Source organism: Pseudomonas sp., assembly GCF_046581935.1.
In the GTDB taxonomy this organism is placed as follows: domain Bacteria; phylum Pseudomonadota; class Gammaproteobacteria; order Pseudomonadales; family Pseudomonadaceae; genus Aquipseudomonas.
Genome location: NZ_JAYGFK010000001.1, coordinates 61,122 through 79,006 on the forward strand (window position 1 = coordinate 61,122; position 17,885 = coordinate 79,006).

Annotated in this window: 17 protein-coding genes and 2 pseudogenes; 6 read left to right on the top strand and 13 right to left on the bottom strand. The window is 55.7% G+C overall.

Going from position 1 to position 17,885, the window contains the following annotated elements; genetic code table 11:
• Positions 1–76: 76 nt before the first annotated feature.
• The 4 genes and pseudogenes from VCA57_RS00255 to VCA57_RS00270 all read right to left on the bottom strand — a co-directional run.
• Entirely contained in the window at positions 77–937 is an 861-nt protein-coding gene (locus VCA57_RS00255) for a pirin family protein (RefSeq protein WP_411182958.1), read from the bottom strand.
• Complete coding sequence (locus VCA57_RS00260) at positions 934–1,335, bottom strand: OsmC family protein (protein ID WP_411182959.1); 402 nt, start codon at positions 1,333–1,335, stop codon at positions 934–936. The genes VCA57_RS00255 and VCA57_RS00260 overlap by 4 nt, the downstream gene beginning before the upstream one ends.
• A gap of 52 nt (positions 1,336–1,387) precedes the next feature.
• Entirely contained in the window at positions 1,388–1,735 is a 348-nt protein-coding gene (locus VCA57_RS00265) for a PDC sensor domain-containing protein (RefSeq protein WP_411183190.1), read from the bottom strand.
• 216 nt (positions 1,736–1,951) lie between these two features.
• A pseudogene (locus tag VCA57_RS00270) lies at positions 1,952–2,293 on the bottom strand (methyl-accepting chemotaxis protein); the annotation flags it as partial.
• 722 nt (positions 2,294–3,015) lie between these two features.
• Between VCA57_RS00270 and VCA57_RS00275 the strand changes: the two are divergent.
• The 3 genes from VCA57_RS00275 (at position 3,016) to VCA57_RS00285 (ending at position 6,378) form a co-directional block, all read left to right on the top strand.
• Positions 3,016–4,038, top strand: a complete 1,023-nt coding sequence (locus tag VCA57_RS00275; RefSeq protein WP_411182960.1) for an amidohydrolase family protein — start codon at positions 3,016–3,018, stop codon at positions 4,036–4,038.
• A 63-nt stretch (positions 4,039–4,101) separates the two neighbouring features.
• Positions 4,102–4,566, top strand: coding sequence for a DUF3859 domain-containing protein (locus VCA57_RS00280; protein WP_411182961.1), 465 nt, complete (start codon positions 4,102–4,104; stop codon positions 4,564–4,566).
• Positions 4,567–4,752: 186 nt separating this feature from the next.
• On the top strand, positions 4,753–6,378 hold the full coding sequence (locus VCA57_RS00285; protein ID WP_411182962.1) for a methyl-accepting chemotaxis protein: 1,626 nt from the start codon (positions 4,753–4,755) through the stop codon (positions 6,376–6,378).
• A 75-nt stretch (positions 6,379–6,453) separates the two neighbouring features.
• On the opposite strand, the gene VCA57_RS00290 is transcribed toward VCA57_RS00285, so the two are convergent.
• The 4 genes from VCA57_RS00290 to VCA57_RS00305 form a co-directional block, all read right to left on the bottom strand.
• A complete protein-coding gene (locus VCA57_RS00290) occupies positions 6,454–7,221 on the bottom strand; it encodes an SDR family oxidoreductase (protein ID WP_411182963.1) in 768 nt (255 codons plus the stop codon).
• Positions 7,222–7,258: 37 nt separating this feature from the next.
• Entirely contained in the window at positions 7,259–8,326 is a 1,068-nt protein-coding gene (locus VCA57_RS00295) for a phosphotransferase family protein (RefSeq protein ID WP_411182964.1), read from the bottom strand.
• A 208-nt stretch (positions 8,327–8,534) separates the two neighbouring features.
• Positions 8,535–8,849, bottom strand: a complete 315-nt coding sequence (locus tag VCA57_RS00300) for an SCP2 sterol-binding domain-containing protein (protein ID WP_257778594.1) — start codon at positions 8,847–8,849, stop codon at positions 8,535–8,537.
• A gap of 54 nt (positions 8,850–8,903) precedes the next feature.
• Positions 8,904–9,614, bottom strand: a complete 711-nt coding sequence (locus VCA57_RS00305; RefSeq protein ID WP_411182965.1) for a histidine phosphatase family protein — start codon at positions 9,612–9,614, stop codon at positions 8,904–8,906.
• 209 nt (positions 9,615–9,823) lie between these two features.
• Between VCA57_RS00305 and sohB the strand changes: the two genes are divergently transcribed.
• The gene (gene sohB / locus VCA57_RS00310) at positions 9,824–10,843 is read left to right on the top strand and encodes a protease SohB (RefSeq protein WP_411182966.1); all 1,020 of its coding nucleotides are present in this window, start codon (positions 9,824–9,826) and stop codon (positions 10,841–10,843) included.
• 24 nt (positions 10,844–10,867) lie between these two features.
• On the top strand, positions 10,868–11,857 hold the full coding sequence (locus VCA57_RS00315; protein ID WP_411182967.1) for a YhdH/YhfP family quinone oxidoreductase: 990 nt from the start codon (positions 10,868–10,870) through the stop codon (positions 11,855–11,857).
• Between the two features lie 53 nt (positions 11,858–11,910).
• Here the strand turns inward: VCA57_RS00315 and VCA57_RS00320 are convergent, their stop codons facing one another.
• From VCA57_RS00320 to VCA57_RS00340, 5 genes and pseudogenes are all read right to left on the bottom strand, one after another.
• Complete coding sequence (locus VCA57_RS00320) at positions 11,911–12,408, bottom strand: DUF934 domain-containing protein (RefSeq protein ID WP_411182968.1); 498 nt, start codon at positions 12,406–12,408, stop codon at positions 11,911–11,913.
• Positions 12,392–14,050 carry a nitrite/sulfite reductase gene (locus VCA57_RS00325; RefSeq protein WP_411182969.1) on the bottom strand — a complete coding sequence of 553 codons (1,659 nt, stop codon included), beginning with the start codon at positions 14,048–14,050 and terminating at the stop codon, positions 12,392–12,394. Before VCA57_RS00325 ends, VCA57_RS00320 begins: the two co-directional genes overlap by 17 nt.
• A 371-nt stretch (positions 14,051–14,421) precedes the next feature.
• Positions 14,422–15,039, bottom strand: coding sequence for a hypothetical protein (locus VCA57_RS00330; RefSeq protein ID WP_411182970.1), 618 nt, complete (start codon positions 15,037–15,039; stop codon positions 14,422–14,424).
• On the bottom strand, positions 15,036–15,770 hold the full coding sequence (locus VCA57_RS00335; protein ID WP_411183191.1) for a methyl-accepting chemotaxis protein: 735 nt from the start codon (positions 15,768–15,770) through the stop codon (positions 15,036–15,038). Before VCA57_RS00335 ends, VCA57_RS00330 begins: the two co-directional genes overlap by 4 nt.
• Before the next feature lie 120 nt (positions 15,771–15,890).
• Positions 15,891–16,670: pseudogene (locus tag VCA57_RS00340) on the bottom strand (cache domain-containing protein); the annotation flags it as partial.
• A gap of 324 nt (positions 16,671–16,994) precedes the next feature.
• On the opposite strand from VCA57_RS00340, the gene VCA57_RS00345 reads away from it, so the two are divergent.
• The gene (locus tag VCA57_RS00345) at positions 16,995–17,825 is read left to right on the top strand and encodes an undecaprenyl-diphosphate phosphatase (protein ID WP_411182971.1); all 831 of its coding nucleotides are present in this window, start codon (positions 16,995–16,997) and stop codon (positions 17,823–17,825) included.
• Positions 17,826–17,885: the final 60 nt, after the last annotated feature.

Here is a 17,885-nt window from a genome sequence, read left to right on the forward strand (position 1 = left end):
AGTGTGTGAGCGTGCCAAGGGTTATACCCGAGTGCGACCTGTTTGGATGTCGCGCGAGTGCAACAAATGTTCTCGGTCAGCGTGGCAGTTCGATTCGTGCGGTTTCGCCCGGCACACTTGGCCAATCCTGTGCGGCCCAGCGTTGGCGAGCCTGGTCAATCAGGGCCTGGTCGCTGGCGACGAAATTCCAGTTGATCCGCCGTGGGCCAATCGGCGCGCCGCCGATCAACACCACGTGGCTCTCGCTGCAGGCGCTGAGGGTGTAAGTCTCGCCTTCGGGCAGCACCAACAGGCCGCGTAAAGGCAGTTGTTGGTCATCCAATGTCGCCTCGCCATCAATCAAGTACAGCGCGCGTTCGGCATGTTCGGCGGGAACTTGCAGCGCTGCACCAGCAGCCAGCTTGATCTCGGCATAGACCGTTGGGGACAGCACCGGTACGGGTGATTGCAGGCAGAAGCCGCTGCCGGCAATCAGGCAGATGTCGACGCCCATGCTGGTACTGCGCGGCAAGCTGCTCGCGGGATGATGGCTGTAACTGGGTTCGCCTTGCTCATCCTCTGCGGGCATGGCCAACCACACCTGCAGGCCATGCATGCGCGAGCCGCTTTGCTGCAAGTCTGGCGGCGTGCGCTCGACGTGTGCCACGGCTTTGCCGGCGGTCATCCAGCTGACCTCACCGGGGCTAACTAGCTGATCCGAGCCGAGGCTGTCCTTGTGCTGCAGTTGTCCCTCGAACAGGTAGGTGAGGGTGGACAGGCCGATATGTGGGTGCTGGTTGATATTCATGCCGCTACCGGCCGGGTAGGTTTTTTCCAGCATATGGTCGAAGAACACGAACGGCCCAACGCTGCGGCACTTGGCCGAAGGCAGAGGGCGCAGGATGGGCTGCCCCGAGATATCTTCCTGGCGTGGTGTGATCAGCAGGAGGTCACTCATGATGCGTTCTCACGCAGCTGTGTGCTGATCTGAACCTCGCTGCTGGTCATCAGTTTGTGGATCGGGCATTTATCGGCAACCCGCAACAGCTGTTGGCGCTGCGCTTCATCCAGCGCGCCATGCAGAGTTAGTTCGACAGTTAAGCCGTAAACACCTTGGCGCTCCTGGCTGTTGTCGCGGCTCAGCGTTACATCAAGGCCTTCCAGTGGTAAGCCTCGTTGTTTGGCGTAGAGCGCCAGGGTCAAGGCTTTGCAGGCACCTAAAGCCGCGTCGAACAGGTCGTGCGGATCAGGTGCGGAACCTTCGCCGCCGAGCTCTACCGAGACATCGCTGTGCAAGGTGTGTGGACCGATGTTGATGCGTTGTAGCAGGCCTTTCTCGTTACTGATGCTGATCATTTGATTTCCAACGCCATGGGCTAAGTGGCCAGACTAGCCCATGGTAGGGGCCTCAGACTAGCGCCGACAGGCGAACATCTGCCCCCAATACCCTTAGCAACTGACCGCGTGAATCGAGGATGGGCACTGCAATAGTGAAGCAAAAATCATCGGTTGCTGATGAGCGATAGACCTGGGTGATATGGCTGGACAAGGTATCGGCTGCCGCGCGAAACCATGGCCTTTGCTGCCAGTCGCGGCCTTTGCAACTGCTGGTTGCGCTATGGTTCACATCGCTGGCGAAGATGTTTTCGGATATCTGCACACCATGGCTGTCGACGAGGTAGAACAGCTCAAAACGGGCGTCACAGTCGAGTGTTTCGCTGAGCTGACGTTCGGCACTGGCTACATCGCCACTCATGCTGGCTTGGCGAGCGAGCTGCTCGACACTGGCCTGGACGACATGGTGAATTTCCAGGCGGAAGTCGCCGAGGCCAGCCAGTAATCGGTCGCCATTTTCGCGCACGGCCTGGCTGTGATGCAGCACTTGCCCAGCCTTGCCCAATAACTCGCCAGCCACGCGGGCAATGTCTTGTACGTCACCATTGATCGAGCGTACGGCCTGGCCGATCTGCTCCGTACCGGCGGCAATTTGGCCCACTCGATTGTCCAGGCGATCCATGGCCTGACGGGTACTGTCGAGCCCGCTGCCAACTGCCAGCATGCCCTCGCGGCCATCTGCTACAGCCAGATGCATGTGTGTACCGGCCTCAGTGAGCTGATGCATACCGCTGCGAAAACGCTCAATGATGTCGCTGACCTGGCTGGTTGCATCGGTTGTATGCCCAGCCAAGCGCCGTACTTCTTCGGCGACCACGGCAAAGCCGCGGCCGTGCTCACCGGCACGAGCGGCTTCGATGGCCGCATTGAGTGCGAGCAGGTTGGTTTGCTGGGAGATGCTGGCAATCACCCCGATGACCTTGCTGACTTCTTCCAGTTGGCTGGTCAGTTGTTGAATCACTAACTCCAGTTGTTGCTCGCTCTTGCCGATGACTTCAACTTGTTGCAGCACAGCCTGACCGCTTTGCTGGCAAGTGTGCAGGGTGGCCGTAACTTCAGCCGAGAGCTGAGCAACCTCGGCAGCACCAGGCACCAGTTCGGCGTCGAGGGTGGTGGTTACCTGTTCGCTAGCACTGGCTATCAATTCCGAAGATTGCGCCAAGGTTTGTCCGCTTTGCTGATTGTCAGCAGCAATCCGCGCCAGTTGCGGGGCGTGCGAGGCAATACCAACGGCTGCGCCTAAGCTGGTGCGGATGCGCTGATGCAGGCCGGCGCTGAAGTCGTTCAGGCGTGACATCCAGCGATAGTTCTCGCTCAGGCGAGTGGTTAGGTCGTGTTGGTTGATCAGCGCATCAAGTGCCGCGTCATCCGTATTCTTGCGTGGGGTTGAGCGCAATAGCTGGAGCATGGCGAGTTCCTTCAGAGGTCTTGCTGTTGCATTGCAAGCCAAGTGCCATCACGGGACAGGCTACTGACGCTGGTAAATTGTCACTCGCCTCGCATCACTCTGGTGCTTTCTGCTATTGCTTGTGGCTTTTATGGTGCTATTTGCCTAGCTGGTGGCGCTAAAACGCTCAGTTCCTGAACTTGCGCTAAATAGCCACGGTCTATGTTTGTTCTGACTGTCAGGAGGACAACCGATTGCCTGCATTACGCATAAGCTTTGCCTTGTTGCTGGGTCTTGCTAGCCAGTTTGCCCAGGCTCGCGACTATCGCTACAGCGACGCACACCTTCATTACGTCGATTTCTTTCAGGAAAGCGCCGGCATGACCGAGCTGTTTGAGCAGATGGCTGCCGGCAATATTGAGCATGTGATGCTCTCTGGCATTCCAGTGGCCAAGAAATGGCACGAGAACGAACCCAAGCGACCGCGTTACTACGCCGGCGATGATGCCAATGCCTACTGGTACAGCGCGACTGACGTGCTGGTGGCGCATGCTTACAAACAGGTGCCCGCCGAGCAGCGTAAGCGCTTGCATCCGTTCCTTTCAGGTTTCAACCCGAATGACAAAAATGCCGATGCGCATGTCCGGCGCATGCTCGAAATGGACCCGGGTTTATGGCAGGGCATTGGTGAAGTATTCACCCGTCACGATGACCTCACTGCGCTGATTCATGGTGATGTGCCGCGGGCTAACAACGAGGCCCTTGCACGGGTTTTTCACCTGGCCGCCGAATATGATCTGCCGGTGATGCTGCATTCCAATATCACCTCAAAGCGCGAGCGCAACCCGCTCTACCTGCAAGAGATCGAAGACCCGCTGCGCAATCACCCGCATGTGCGGTTTATCTGGGCGCACGCCGGCACCAGCAAGGAGATCCATCGCCATCAGAAGAAGCTGGATTTTCTCTTGCCCACGCTTGAGCGAATGCTCAAGCAGTACCCCAACCTGTACATCGACCTGTCCTGGACGGTGCTACGGCCTTACCTGCTCGACGCTGACGGCAAGCCGGACCCAGCCTGGGTGAAGCTGGTTAGCAGTTATCCCGCGCGGTTTATGCTCGGCTCCGACGTGGTGGGGCGTTTTGATGGGTTGGCTGATTACCTGAATGGCTTTGCGCCATTCCTCGATGCGTTGCCGGAGGCGGTGGCGCAGCAGGTGGCGCGGGACAACTTCCTCGCCGTGTTACCGCGCAAGGTACAGGCCGAAGTCACTGAATAGAGCTGTCACAGTCTCGTCACATGGGTGTCATAGGCTCGCGCTAACTAAATTAAGGAGCGCGATATGCAATACACCCGTTTCACTGCCCTCGCGGCATGCATGCTGATCAGTGGCCTGGCGCATGCCGAAGTCACCGTGCAAGGGCCTATCGAGTACGGTGTTTTCGCCAGCGATTATCAGGACTTTCAGGCCGGTGAGCGGGTACTGACTCGCAGCAATCAGCAGATCGAACCCGGTCGGGTGATCCCTGCCAAGCTTGGTACCAAATTCGGTATGCGCTACAACCTGGCTGGCAAGGTTGCAGGCGACTCACCGCTAACGCTGTTGTACCTCACCCCAGGTGTCATCACGCCCGACGGCAAACGTCACGACAAGTTTGTGGTGACGCAACAACTGGTGCCCGGCGCGCCGCAAGATGTCATGGCATTTGAATTCACCGAGGTGCATGAGGTGGTTCCCGGCGAGTGGCGCTTTATGGTGTTTCAAGACGACCGCAAGTTACTGGAGCAGGACTTTACGGTGCGTTGAGCTTGCTAAGGTTGATATCACCAACCCGAGCTATCGCTCGGGTTTTTTATAGCTAACGATAATAGAGCGATATATAACCGCTGGTGCTGTTTTCGGGTCTGGTTAGCGGTATTACGCGCAAACTGGCGCGATGTCCTTGGTGTTACTAATCTGACCGCGAGACCAGAAAAGGAATGCGGTGACGAAATGACACTAAGAAACCTCAATATTGCCCCCAGAGCATCGCTTGGCTTCGGCCTGGTCGCGTTGTTGGTTTTGTTGCTGGGCAGTTTTTCGCAATTAAAAATGTCCGAAATGAACCGGGAGTCAGATCAGATAAACGAAAACTGGCTACCCAGCATTCTCAATTTAGGCCAGATGAACCAAGACATCATGCGCCTGCGCGCCTTGACACTGCGCATGATGCTCAACACTGATGAATTGCATCATCAACAGAACATCGCTAATGCAGAAGCACTTAAAAATAACCTGAGCGAAGCGCAAAACAGTTATGAAAAGCTGATTTCCAGTGCCGAAGAACAGGCGCTTTACGATCACTTCAAACAAGCGGAAGGTAGTTATCTGCAAGAGTGGCAGAAGATTATTGAGGCTATGCGGCGTAATGATCGTGAGGCTGCGATGAAGGTCTTTGAGGGGCCACTCAATGGCAATGCCGATAGCATGGCCAAAGCGTTGATCGAACTGTCGAATTTAAACCGTACCGGTGCAACTGCTGCCGCGCAAACTGCAGATGATGTCTTTGCCAATGCACGCTTTTGGGTCATTGCAATGATCGCATTGGCGCTCGTGTTGACCATTATTCTGGCGATGCTGCTAACTCGTAGCATCGTCAGGCCACTCAGTGAAGCCGTGCATGTGGCTGAGGTGGTGGCCAGCGGTAACCTGACTCAGGTAATCGCGGTGCAGGGTTCTGATGAGCCTGCCCGCCTGCTGGGTGCCTTGAAGAGTATGCAACAGAGCCTACGCAGCACCATCCAGAACATTTCCGATTCTTCGACTCAATTAGCTTCTGCTTCAGAAGAACTCAGTGCGGTGACGGAAGACTCCACGCGTGGCTTGCATCAGCAAAATAATGAGATCGAGCAAGCTGCTACTGCGGTCAATCAGATGACCAGTGCGGTAGAGGAGGTGGCGCGTAACGCCGTCAGCACTTCTGAAGCCTCCAGCGAGTCCAATCGTACCGCACAGCACGGCCGTGAGCAGGTACGTCAGACCGTGGAGTCGATCAGTCACCTGGCTGACGATGTGACCAATACAGCGACTGAAGTTGAACAGCTGGCCGGGCAAGTGCGTGATATCAGCAAGGTACTGGATGTGATCCGTTCGATTGCCGAACAGACCAACCTGCTGGCGCTAAACGCTGCAATCGAAGCGGCGCGGGCTGGTGAGGCCGGGCGCGGGTTTGCTGTAGTAGCAGACGAAGTACGTGCCCTGGCGCACCGTACTCAGCAGTCGACCCGTGAGATCGAGCAAATGGTTAGCGGTATTCAGCAGGGCACAGACAAAGCGGTCAATGCCATGCAAACCAGCAACAGTCGTGCGCGCTCAACGCTAGATGTGGCAAAGGCTGCTGGGCAAGCGTTGGATGATATTGCTGCTGCCATTTCGCAAATCAACGAACGTAATCTGGTTATTGCCAGTGCATCGGAAGAGCAAGCGCAGGTGGCCCGCGAAGTGGACCGCAACTTGGTGAATATTCGCGATTTGTCGATGCAATCATCGGCCGGCGCGAATCAGACCAGTGCAGCTAGCCAGGAGTTGTCGCGCCTGGCCGTGGATTTGAATGCGCTGGTGGCGCGCTTCAGTATTTGACCTGTTTCCACTAAACAATAAGAAAGGGACCATTAGGTCCCTTTTTTGGGTCGCTCTGCTTGCCCAAGTGTGCGCTTAGGAAAGGAAACCACCGTCAACATTTAACGCTACGCCAGTGGTGTAGCTAGAGGCATCGCTGGCCAGGTACAACACAGTACCGGCCATTTCGCTTGGCTCGGCCACGCGCTTGAGTGGGATGCGTTGCAGGGCGAGTTTGAGGATGGCGTCGTTCTTCACCAGCGCTGAGGCGAATTTGGTATCGGTCAGGCCCGGCAGCAGGGCGTTGCAGCGAATACCGAACTGCGCGCACTCCTTGGCGAACACTTTGGTCATGCTGATTACCGCTGCTTTGGTCACCGAATAGATGCCTTGGAACTCGCCCGGCGATACGCCATTGATCGAGGCCACGTTGATGATGCTGCCACCACCGTTGGCTTTCATCAGTTTGCCGCCTTCGATGGACATAAAGTAGTAGCCACGAATGTTCACATCCACAGTCTTCTGGAACGCGCCCAGGTCAGTGTCCAACACGTTGCAAAATTGCGGGTTGGTGGCAGCGTTATTGACCAGGATGTCGAGGCGGCCGAACTGCTCTTTGATCTGTGCGAAGACGTTGCTGATCTGCTCCATTTCACCGATATGGCAGGCAACGGCGGTGGCTTTGCCGCCCTCGGCGATGATCGCGTCAGCGACTTTCTGGCAGTCGTCGATCTTGCGGCTGGAAACGATGACGTGCGCGCCTTGTTGGGCCAGCAGTTTGGCAATGGCTTCACCGATGCCACGGCTGGCACCGGAGACGAAAGCGATCTTACCGTCGAGGTCGAACAGATGGGTCTTGGACATGATTTTTTCCTTTCTTATTGAGGGCCTGTTCGGCCGTTTACAACTGCGATTTATTGATGACCTGCAGGCTCATCTGCTCCAGTAGCTTGTTCATGTGAATGAACTGCGCGAAACGTTTGTCCTGGGTCTGGCCGTGGTAAAAGCGGTAGTAGATCTGCTGCACGATGCCGGCTAGGCGGAACAAACCGTAGGTGTAGTAGAAATCAATGCTCTTGATCTCAATCCCCGAGCGTTCGGCGTAGTAATCGGCGAACTGCTGGCGGGTGAGCATGCCAGGGGCATTACTTGGCTGGCGGCGCATCAGTTGCACGGGCGCTGGATCAGCGGCTTCAATCCAGTAGGCGAGGGTGTTACCGAGGTCCATCAGCGGATCACCGATGGTGGTCAGCTCCCAGTCCAGTACTCCGATGATCTCGCTTGGGTTCTGCGGATTGAGGATCACATTGTCAAAGCGGTAGTCGTTGTGCACGATGCCGGGCTTATGGTGGTCAACTGGCATCTTGTCCTTGAGCCATGCTTTGACGGGCTCCCACAGCGGCGCGTCAGGCGTCAGGGCTTTGTCGTAGCGATCACTCCAGCCGCTGATCTGCCGCTGCACATAACCTTCGGGTTTACCCAAGTCGCCTAGGCCACAAGCCTGATAATCAACGTTGTGCAGGTCGACCATCTTGTCGATAAAGCTTTTGCACAGCGCGTGGGTCTGCTCGGCGCTGAAGTTCAGTTCCGCCGGCATTTCTGAACGGAGAATGATGCCGTTGACCCGTTCCATCACATAGAACTCGGCACCAATCACCGACTCATCCGTGCAGTGCACGTAGGCTTTCGGGCAGTAAGGGAAACCGGCGTTCAACTGATTGAGAATGCGGTATTCGCGGCCCATGTCATGGGCAGATTTAGCCTTGTGGCCAAACGGTGGGCGGCGTAGGACGAATTCTTGGTTCGGATATTCGAGCAAGTAAGTCAGGTTTGAGGCGCCGCCGGGAAACTGGCTGATGCGTGGCTCGCCCGTCAAACCAGAAATATGCGCCTTGAGGTACTGGTCGATGACCGTAGCATCAAGTTCTTCGCCTTCGCGGATACGGGTGGACTGGTCTGTAAGCGCCATGTTTATCCCTTCTACTTATGATGGGTGCCTAAGATAATTAGCTAATCTAATGCTGCAGCCATTGCCTAACAAGGATTACAGGCCTTTATAGGCTGGCGTGTTGCTGCTCAATCAAGCTGCCTGATTAGCCGTGCAGATATAGGCTGCAGACGAAAAAAAACCGGAGTCAACGACCCCGGTTTCTTTTTCAACGATCTTGCCTTGCCGCTTAAACCGGGAACAGCTCGCCCAGTTTCATGGCCAGCATCATGTCGCCTTCAGCGCGCAGTTTGCCGGACATGAATGCTTGCATACCATCGGTTTCACCGCTGGTGATGCCTTTCAGGGTTTCGGTATCCATGATCAGGGTCACGTTAGCATTGGCGTTGTCGCCTTTCTCAACGGCGCAGGTGCCGTCTTTGACGATCAGGGCGTAGTTCTCGCCGTCTTCGATGTTGAACTGGAACACGAGATCCAGGCCGGCGGCAGCGCTGGCGTTGAACTTGGAGTGCATGGTTTGGACGATGTCTGCAACGCTCATGATGTTTTCCTTTTTCTTGGGGTTTACTAGCGCCCGTGAGGGTGCAGTGGGCCGGACTCAGCGATAGGTGATGAGTTCCGGCGCCTTCAACAGCTGTAAATGCACATGGCTGTTAAAGGAAGCCAGGCTCACTTGCTTACCACGAAACTTCAGGCAGCTTAGTGATGTGTTAACAATTTGCCAGTTCAGCTCGAAAGCCTGCGCTGGTGCGATGCTGGTAATTAGATGCAGCAGAGCAGTAATGGTGCCGCCAGAGGTAAACACTGCAATGTTTTGTTTGTTGTTTGCCTGCTCCAGCAGGCGCGCAAGCCCGCCGCTAACCTGCTCGACGAAAGCCTGCCAGCTTTGCAGGCCGGGCTTGTCATGCTCGCCGGAAACCCAGCGACCAATCAGCTTGGCAAACAGGCGCTGAAATTCGGCACGGTTCTGTGCAGCGTTGCGCAGCGTGTGCAGGGCTTCTGGTTCTTCTGGGAGTAGATCGGGGAGCAGGGCGCGGATCACTGCGTCGGCATCGAATTCATTGAACGCCGCGTCAACTTCCAGCGCAGGTGCTGAAAGTTGCGCCTCTCGCAGTTGCGTGAGTGCCGCATTGGCGGTGTCTTGCTGGCGGCGTAGCGCTCCGCTGACACAGCGATCAAGGCGCGTATCAAGCTGCGCGAGGTGTGCGCCCAGTACTTCGGCCTGGCGTATTCCGATGGCTGATAGCACATCGTAATCGTCAGCACCAAATGAGGCTTGGCCATGTCTAATCAGGTAGATACTGCCCACGTCCGCTGGATTCCACTACGGTGTAAGTTTGGCGAGGGTATGAGGAAGCTCTGTGGCTGTCAACGAAAAAACATACGCTTGTTTGAATTGCGTGGGTGCGCTGAATGTCTGTGTCTTGCTTGCTGGCCGTCAACCCATGGCCTCGGTATGCTTGAGGGCAATCAGCGTTTCGACGAAAGGGCGCTGTCACCGTAACAAGAGGGGAAGACGTGGAGTTTTTTGCAGAGTACATCGGCTTTCTGGCCAAGACAGTGACCCTGGTTGTGGCCATTTTGCTGGTGTTGGTAACAATTGCGGCGCTGCGCAGTAAAGGTCGCCAGGGCACTGGCCAGTTGCAGGTCAATAAGCTCAATGATTTTTTCAAGCAATTGCATGAGCGCGTCGAGCACGCGGTGCTCAATAAGGATCAGTTAAAAGCTGCTGCTAAGGCTGAAGCCAAGGCGGCTAAGCAGGAAAAGAAAGCCGGTATTCAGAAACCACGCGTTTATGTCTTGGACTTCGATGGCGATATCAAAGCCTCTGCGACCGACAGCCTGCGCCACGAAATCACTGCTTTACTAACAATGGCAACACCGCAGGATGAAGTGGTGCTGCGCTTGGAAAGCGGTGGTGGAATGGTGCACAGCTATGGCTTGGCGTCCTCGCAGCTGGCACGCATTCGTCAGGCTGGCGTGCCACTGACCATCTGTATCGACAAGGTTGCAGCCAGCGGCGGCTATATGATGGCCTGCATTGGCGAGAAGATTATTTCCGCCCCCTTTGCCATTCTTGGATCGATCGGGGTGGTTGCCCAGCTGCCTAACCTGCATCGCCTGCTGAAGAAGCATGAGATTGATTTCGAGGTGCTGACTGCCGGTGAATACAAACGCACGCTGACCGTGTTTGGCGAAAATACCGAGAAAGGCCGGGAGAAGTTCCAGGAAGACCTGGAAACCACCCATGAGTTATTCAAAGGTTTTGTTTCACGCTATCGCCCGCAATTGGACATGGAGCAGATTGCCACCGGTGAAGTCTGGTTGGGCCTGGCGGCGCTTGAGAAAAAGCTGGTTGACGAACTCAAGACCAGTGACGAATACCTGGCAGAGCGGGCGAAAAGCGCCGAGCTGTTTCATTTGCATTATGCCGAGAAGAAAACCCTGCAGGAGCGTGTTGGGCTGGCGGGCAGCGTAGCGCTGGATCGTTTTGTCCTGAACTGGTTGAGCCGGTTGAATCAACAGCGCTTCTGGTAATCGTCTCTCAAACAGAGGAAGAAGATGAGCAAGTTCAGTGCATTGCAGGCCCGTGAAAGTGCTGCGGGCCGTTTCGAACAGGTGGTTGTGTCGCGCGAAATTGATGATTTGCCAGCTGGCGAGTTGCTGATTCGCGTCACCTATTCCTCGCTTAACTACAAGGACGCGCTGTCGGCCAGTGGCAACAAGGGCGTTACCAAGAGCTTTCCGCACACGCCGGGTATTGATGCCGCAGGTGTGGTTGAGGCCTCCAGCGTGGCTGAATTCAGCGTTGGTGATGAGGTTATTGTTACCGGCTACGACCTGGGCATGAACACCTCCGGTGGTTTTGGCCAATACATTCGTATTCCTGCCGGTTGGGCGTTGAAGCGCCCTAAAGGCCTGTCACTGCGCGAGGCCATGATCCTTGGCACCGCTGGGCTGACTGCTGCGCTCTGTGTCGACAAGCTCGAACAGGCTGGGCTGACGCCTGATGCTGGAACCGTGCTGGTGACCGGAGCTACCGGTGGTGTGGGCAGTGTCGCGGTGGCCTTGCTGACCGCGCTGGGTTACCACGTTGCCGCCTCGACAGGTAAGGCAGAACAAGCGGATTACCTTAAAGCCTTGGGTGCGCAGCAAATTGTGCTGCGCTCTGAACTGTTAGACGGAACCAACAAACCGATGCTCAAAGAGCAATGGGCTGGTGCCGTGGACTGCGTAGGCGGGGATATCCTGTTCAATGTGGTCAAGTCGCTGCGTTACGGGGCAAGCGTCGCATGCTGTGGCTTGACTGCCGGCGTAGGCTTCAACGGCAGTGTGCTGCCATTTATCCTGCGTGGGGTAAATCTGCTGGGCGTCGATTCGGTTGAGCTACCGCTGGTGGTGAAAGCCTCGATGTGGGACCGCTTGTCAGTGCAGTGGAAGGTCAATCTGGAGGCGCTGGTCAGCGAAGTGACGCTTGAGCAGCTACCTGCGGCGATTGCTCAGGTGCTCGCAGGCAAACAGGTTGGGCGGATTCTGGTCAAACTCGGCTGAGTAGCGAGAAACAAAAAGGCCACCTCGAAAGGTGGCCTTTTTGTTTGTGCCGATTAGGCGCGGCGACGGAACAGCGGCAGTGGTTGGTCCGTCGAGGCTTGATAGACCTCACTGAATTCCTCGAAGGCTTTCAAGGCGTCCATTGGGTCTTTATCTTCGCGCAAAGCGAAGGCATCGAAGCCCACACGCAGGTAGGAGAACAACTGGTCGCGCAGCACGTCACCAATGGCGCGTACTTCGCCTGTGTAACCGTAGCGGTTGCGCAACAGATAGGCGGTGGAGCAATGGCGGCCATCGGTGAAAGCCGGGAAGTTCAACGCGATGACCTGGAAGTTGTCCAGTTGATCGGCGATCTCTTCGATTTCCTCACCGGCGTCCAGCCATACACCTAAGCCACCATCGCGTGCTTTGAGCGCTGTGCTGTGCTCGACCCAGAGGGCCAGCGGCACGATCAGGTCGTCGCAGTTGGATATGCCATCCAGCGTGGCGTCCTTGGGTAGCAGGTGCCAGCTTTCATCAACTAGCTGGCCGTTCTTAATGATTCGCTGCATAAACGCGCTCCTTGAACGGTGCGACACCGATACGGCGGAAGGTGTCGAGGAAACTCTCTTCGTCATTACGTTGTTCGACATAGACCTTGATGATCTTGTCGACGACATCAGCCATGTCTGCTTCGGCGAAGGAGGGGCCAAGGATCTGCGCCAGACTGGCGTCACGGCCGGCGCTGCCGCCGAGGGAGACCTGATAGAACTCCTGACCTTTTTTATCCACCCCGAGAATGCCGATGTGGCCGACGTGGTGATGGCCGCAGGCGTTCATGCAACCGGAGATATTCAGGTCGATATTGCCGAGATCGAACAGGTAGTCCAGGTCATCGAAGCGGCGCTGAATTGCTTCGGCGATCGGAATCGACTTGGCGTTGGCTAGCGAGCAGAAATCACCGCCAGGGCAGCAAATGATGTCGGTTAGCAGGCCCACGTTTGGCGTGGCGAAACCATGTTCACGCAGCTCGCCCCAGAGGGTGAATAGCTGCGCCTGCTCGACATCGGCCAGGATGATATTTTGGTTATGGCTGTTACGTACTTCACTGAAGCTGTAGCGATCAGCCAAATCAGCGATGGCATCGAACTGCTTGTCGGTGACATCGCCCGGTGCCACACCAGTCGGTTTGAGCGACAGCGTGACAGCCACATAACCAGGCTTCTTGTGCGCGAAAGTGTTGCGCTTACGCCAGCGGGCAAAGCCTGGATGTTCAGCATCAAGTGCAGCCAAGGCGGCGTCCTGATCGTCGAGGGCTTTGTAGGCTGGGTCGATAAAGTGTGCAGACACGCGCGCCACTTCAGCTTCGGTCAGGGTGCTAGGGCCATCTTTTAGGTGGGCCCATTCGGCGCTAACACGCTCGGCGAACACTTCCGGAGTGAGGGCTTTGACCAGGATTTTTATGCGCGCCTTGTATTTGTTATCACGGCGACCATAGCGGTTGTACACACGCAATATGGCGTCGAGGTAACTGATCAGGTGCTGCCACGGCAGGAATTCGTTGATAAAGCTGCCGACAATCGGCGTGCGGCCCAGGCCGCCACCGACAGAGACACGGAAGCCCAGCTCACCAGCGTCGTTCTGTACCGCTTCTAGGCCTATGTCGTGCACTTCGATGGCGGCACGGTCGCTGACCGCACCATTAACCGCAATCTTGAACTTGCGCGGCAGGTGGGTGAACTCGGGGTGGAAGGTCGACCACTGACGGATAATTTCACACCACGGACGCGGGTCGATGAGTTCATCCTTGGCCACACCGGCAAACTGGTCGGTGGTGGTGTTGCGGATGCAGTTGCCGCTGGTCTGGATTGCGTGCATTTGCACGGTTGCCAGCTCGGCGAGAATTTCAGGAACGTCTTCCAGGTCTGGCCAGTTGAACTGGACGTTCTGCCGGGTGCTGATATGCGCGTAACCCTTGTCGTAGTCACGGGCAATCTTGGCCATCATGCGTACTTGCGCAGACGACATCAGGCCATATGGCACGGCAACGCGCAGCATCGGCGCAAAGCGCTGGATATACAGGCCATTTTGCAGGCGCAGCGGGCGGAATTCTTCGCCGCTCAGTTCGCCAGCCAGGAAACGGCGGGTTTGATCGCGGTATTGCTTGACGCGGTCTTCGACGATTTTTTGGTCGTACTGGTCGTATACGTACATGTTGTGTCCTGTTATCAGGCTTTTTACAGCTAATCAGCGCGCACGGCCGCGCACTCCTGGCGGAGGCCGAGGAAGATACCAGCTCAGAGTTATGCGCAAAAGTGATGTTTGAGTATATGGAAAGAACTTAAAGGGATAAGACCGTAAGTGAACATAGCTGGGCGGCTTGAGGAAGCGCGTTCGCTAGTCTTAACTGCTACAGACGATTCACCTATAAACACAATAAAAGGGGTAGCCCATGAGCGAACATCGTGAAGCGGATAATGCAGACAGCGTGGTCGATGCCAAAGCCATATTTGCCTTGATCCTAATCTTCGTCCTTACCGCCATATTCTGGGTCAGTCAGCAGTAATAGCTGTCACTGGCAATATTCAGTGGCAGTTCAGGCTGTCCGCTTGGCGATAGAGCATCAGTAGTTTGCGGGTGATCGTTTGCTGGATGTCATCGCGCTCGAAGCTGGACAAGCGGGTCAGGCGGCCGACCTGTAGGCGATGCAGGTGTATGTAGGGCATTTGCTGATTTAGCTCGCGTAAATCACCTTTCATCATTATCGGTAGGAAAATGTCCCCGGCCTTCTTCTGATTGCTGATGATCTGCGCCAGCGCCGGTTTGAAGGGCATGGTTTTTGGTGCTGGACCACCTTCCTTGATCAGTGTGCTCAGCAGTAGGCCTGGCTTGTTCAAAACCACTCCGGGCAATACGCACAGCCCGGTCTTGAGTACCGACTGCGCTTCAATGCCATGCAGGGTGTCGTGGAAAGCATAGGGGTTAGGCAGCACAACCATCTTGCGTCCGAGGTCACTGGGAAAGTGCAAGTCGTAGTTGGTATAAAGCTGCCGCGTTGATTCGGAGTAAACGCACAGGCGATTCTCGAACAGCTTGATAAAACGCTCGGCTAGTTCGCGCCGAGCGATGCTGTCCAAGTCCCAGATCAGGTCTTGGTTTTGCGGTTTGCTGAGGTCGACTTCCTGATGTTCCATACTGCTCATACTTTGAACTGTCCAAGCAATCTGTTCAGTTGTTCGGCCAGTTGGCCTAGGTGTTGTCCTGCATCGCTGGATTGCTGTGCCGCCGTGGCATTGTTGTGGGCCAAGCTGGCGGCCTGAGTGACATTCTGATTGATGTCGTCGACCACATGCGATTGTTGCAGCGTAGCGCTGGCGATGGAGGCGTTCAACCCGGCTAGGTTGCGCAGCCCGCTGGCAATCTGGGTGAGACTAGCGCCTGCTTGGCTGGCCTGCTCGATGGTCTGCTGCGAGGCTTTGCTGCTGTCGTTGATGACTTTGACTGCCGCCTCTGAGTTGCCCTGCAGGCGCTCGATCATCACCTGGATCTCTGCTGTCGATTTCTGCGTACGTTGGGCCAACAAGCGTACTTCATCGGCCACCACAGCAAAGCCGCGACCCTGGTCGCCGGCGCGAGCGGCCTCAATAGCGGCGTTGAGTGCAAGTAAGTTGGTCTGCTCGGCAATGGAGCGGATTACCTCTAACACACCACCGATCTGTGTGCTTTCCTGGGCCAGCGCCTGAATCACACTGACGGCTTGGTTAATGGTGGCGGACAGCTCGTTGATCTGGCGCAGACTGGCCTCGATATTCTGCTGGCCTTGCCTGGCCTGTTCTTCAGCCGCGCGCACTTCGGATGAGGCGTGCTCGGCGTTCTTCGCTACATCCTGTACGCCATAAGTCACTTCATTTATCGCTGTAGCCACCAGCTCCATCTGCTGTGATTGCTGCTCACTGTGTTGCTGCGCCTGGCCGGAGATATACCCAAGCTCGCGGGCGGATGCATCGAGCTTGCCGGCGGAGTCGAGTGACTGCTTGATGACTTGGCGTAGCTTTTCGGTAAATACATTGAAGTGTCTGGAGAGCGCAGACAGCTCATCATTACCGTGAGTATCCAAATTACGCGTCAGGTCACCATCGCCGCTGGCAATGTTCGCCATGGCATTTGCCGCCTGTTGCAAGGGCTGAGTGATGCTACGGATGATCAGCACCACCAGTACGGCGACTAAAATCGCAATCGCCAGGCCAACGATAGAGGCATGTAGCGCCTGGGTCTGGAACTCTGCCTGAACGTCATCCACGTAAACGCCCGAGCCAATAATCCAGCCCCACGGCTGGAATAGTTCAACGTAGGAGATTTTGGGAACGGGATCATTGGCACCGGGTTTTGGCCAGCGATAATTTACCTGGCCGGCTCCTTGGCTTTTACTAATGGCCACCATTTCATTGAACAGAGCCTTGCCGTCAGGGTCCTTGAAGCCTGAGAGGTTCTGCCCCTCAAGTTTTGGATTAGTTGGGTGCATGATCATCACTGGGGTCTGATCATTAATCCAAAAATACTCCTGACCGGAATAGCGTAGGCCGCGTATCACGTCCATGGCTTGTTTCTGAGCCTGCTCATGAGACAGTTTGCCGGTAACTTCCAGGTCATGAAAATACTTCAGAATGCCGGCTGCGCTCTGCACCACGTGCTGGGTTTTCTCGCTTTTGGCGGCATATAGATCGGAATGGATCTGTTGCAGTAGCAGTGTGCCTTGAATCACCAACATGATGATCGCGACGGCAAGGATCAGCCACAGGCGGCGGTTGATTGGCAGGCTGCGCAAGCTGTTCATGGGATGGAACTCCCTGTTTTTTAGTGTGAAGCACACTTATAGGCTGGAAGCGTGGTCTTCCTACGCTAGACCTTAGGCTAATAAGAAAAATATAGAAGGCTAACGGCCAATAGCTTTTGTATGCCTGTGATATCAGTGCATCTATAGGGTGGAGGCACTGCGCCAGCATGTTCTCTGTTAGGATTTGCGCAGCTGCGTGTTAAGTGTGTGATTTAGAAGTTTTTTCTGCTTATAGGGAACCTTTCGCCAGAGCAGAATGTCGACGCCCGTGCAGATTCATCATCGTTATTGCTCGTGTCAGAAGTGCACGTATTGGGGAGTGGGATGGATCTTTGGGTTGCTGTTCAGGCACTTATTCTGGGCATTGTTGAGGGCATTACTGAGTTTCTGCCGATTTCGAGTACTGGGCATCAGATCATTGTTGCCGACCTGATTGGCTTCGGCGGCGAGCGGGCGATGGCTTTCAATATCATCATTCAGCTTGGGGCGATTCTCGCTGTGGTCTGGGAGTACCGCCGCAAGATCCTCGACATCGTTGTGGGCTTGCCCAAAGAGCCTCAGGCGCGGCGCTTTACCGCCAACCTGTTGGTTGCCTTTCTACCGGCCGTCGCGCTAGGTGTGGTGTTTGCCGATCTTATCCATCATTACCTGTTCAACCCAATTACCGTGGCTCTGGCGTTAGTGATTGGTGGGGGGATCATGCTCTGGGCAGAGCGGCGCCAGCATTTGGTCCATGCCGAGAGTGTGGATGATATGACGTGGAAAGATGCGCTGAAGATTGGTTTCGCCCAGTGCCTGGCAATGATTCCGGGTACTTCACGCTCTGGGGCGACAATTATCGGCGGTCTGTTGTTTGGCTTGTCACGCAAGGCCGCCACCGAGTTTTCCTTCTTTCTGGCCATGCCAACCATGGTTGGGGCTGCCGTGTATTCAGGTTACGAGTACCGCGATCTGTTTAAGGCCAGTGATCTGCCGGTATTCGCCATCGGTTTTGTCACCTCGTTTATCTTCGCGATGATCGCTGTACGGGCATTACTGAAGTTTATTGGTAACCACAGCTATGCCGTATTCGCCTGGTATCGCATCGTTTTTGGTTTGCTGATTCTGGCAACCTGGCAACTGCAGTGGATCGACTGGAGCACCGTGCAGGACTGACTGTTGCAACTGCATTCGGCATTTGAATTAAAGGCGCATCTTCGGGTGCGCCTTTGTCAT

Coding starts and splice junctions, on each gene's coding strand:
- VCA57_RS00345 (WP_411182971.1), top strand. CDS start 16,995: ATGGATCTTTGGGTTGCTGTTCAGGCACTTATTCTGGGCATTGTTGAG.
- VCA57_RS00255 (WP_411182958.1), bottom strand. CDS start 937: ATGAGTGACCTCCTGCTGATCACACCACGCCAGGAAGATATCTCGGGG.
- VCA57_RS00330 (WP_411182970.1), bottom strand. CDS start 15,039: ATGAGCAGTATGGAACATCAGGAAGTCGACCTCAGCAAACCGCAAAAC.
- VCA57_RS00280 (WP_411182961.1), top strand. CDS start 4,102: ATGCAATACACCCGTTTCACTGCCCTCGCGGCATGCATGCTGATCAGT.
- VCA57_RS00325 (WP_411182969.1), bottom strand. CDS start 14,050: ATGTACGTATACGACCAGTACGACCAAAAAATCGTCGAAGACCGCGTC.
- VCA57_RS00335 (WP_411183191.1), bottom strand. CDS start 15,770: ATGGAGCTGGTGGCTACAGCGATAAATGAAGTGACTTATGGCGTACAG.
- VCA57_RS00295 (WP_411182964.1), bottom strand. CDS start 8,326: ATGGCGCTTACAGACCAGTCCACCCGTATCCGCGAAGGCGAAGAACTT.
- VCA57_RS00265 (WP_411183190.1), bottom strand. CDS start 1,735: ATGAGTGGCGATGTAGCCAGTGCCGAACGTCAGCTCAGCGAAACACTC.
- VCA57_RS00315 (WP_411182967.1), top strand. CDS start 10,868: ATGAGCAAGTTCAGTGCATTGCAGGCCCGTGAAAGTGCTGCGGGCCGT.
- VCA57_RS00290 (WP_411182963.1), bottom strand. CDS start 7,221: ATGTCCAAGACCCATCTGTTCGACCTCGACGGTAAGATCGCTTTCGTC.
- VCA57_RS00320 (WP_411182968.1), bottom strand. CDS start 12,408: ATGCAGCGAATCATTAAGAACGGCCAGCTAGTTGATGAAAGCTGGCAC.
- VCA57_RS00285 (WP_411182962.1), top strand. CDS start 4,753: ATGACACTAAGAAACCTCAATATTGCCCCCAGAGCATCGCTTGGCTTC.
- VCA57_RS00260 (WP_411182959.1), bottom strand. CDS start 1,335: ATGATCAGCATCAGTAACGAGAAAGGCCTGCTACAACGCATCAACATC.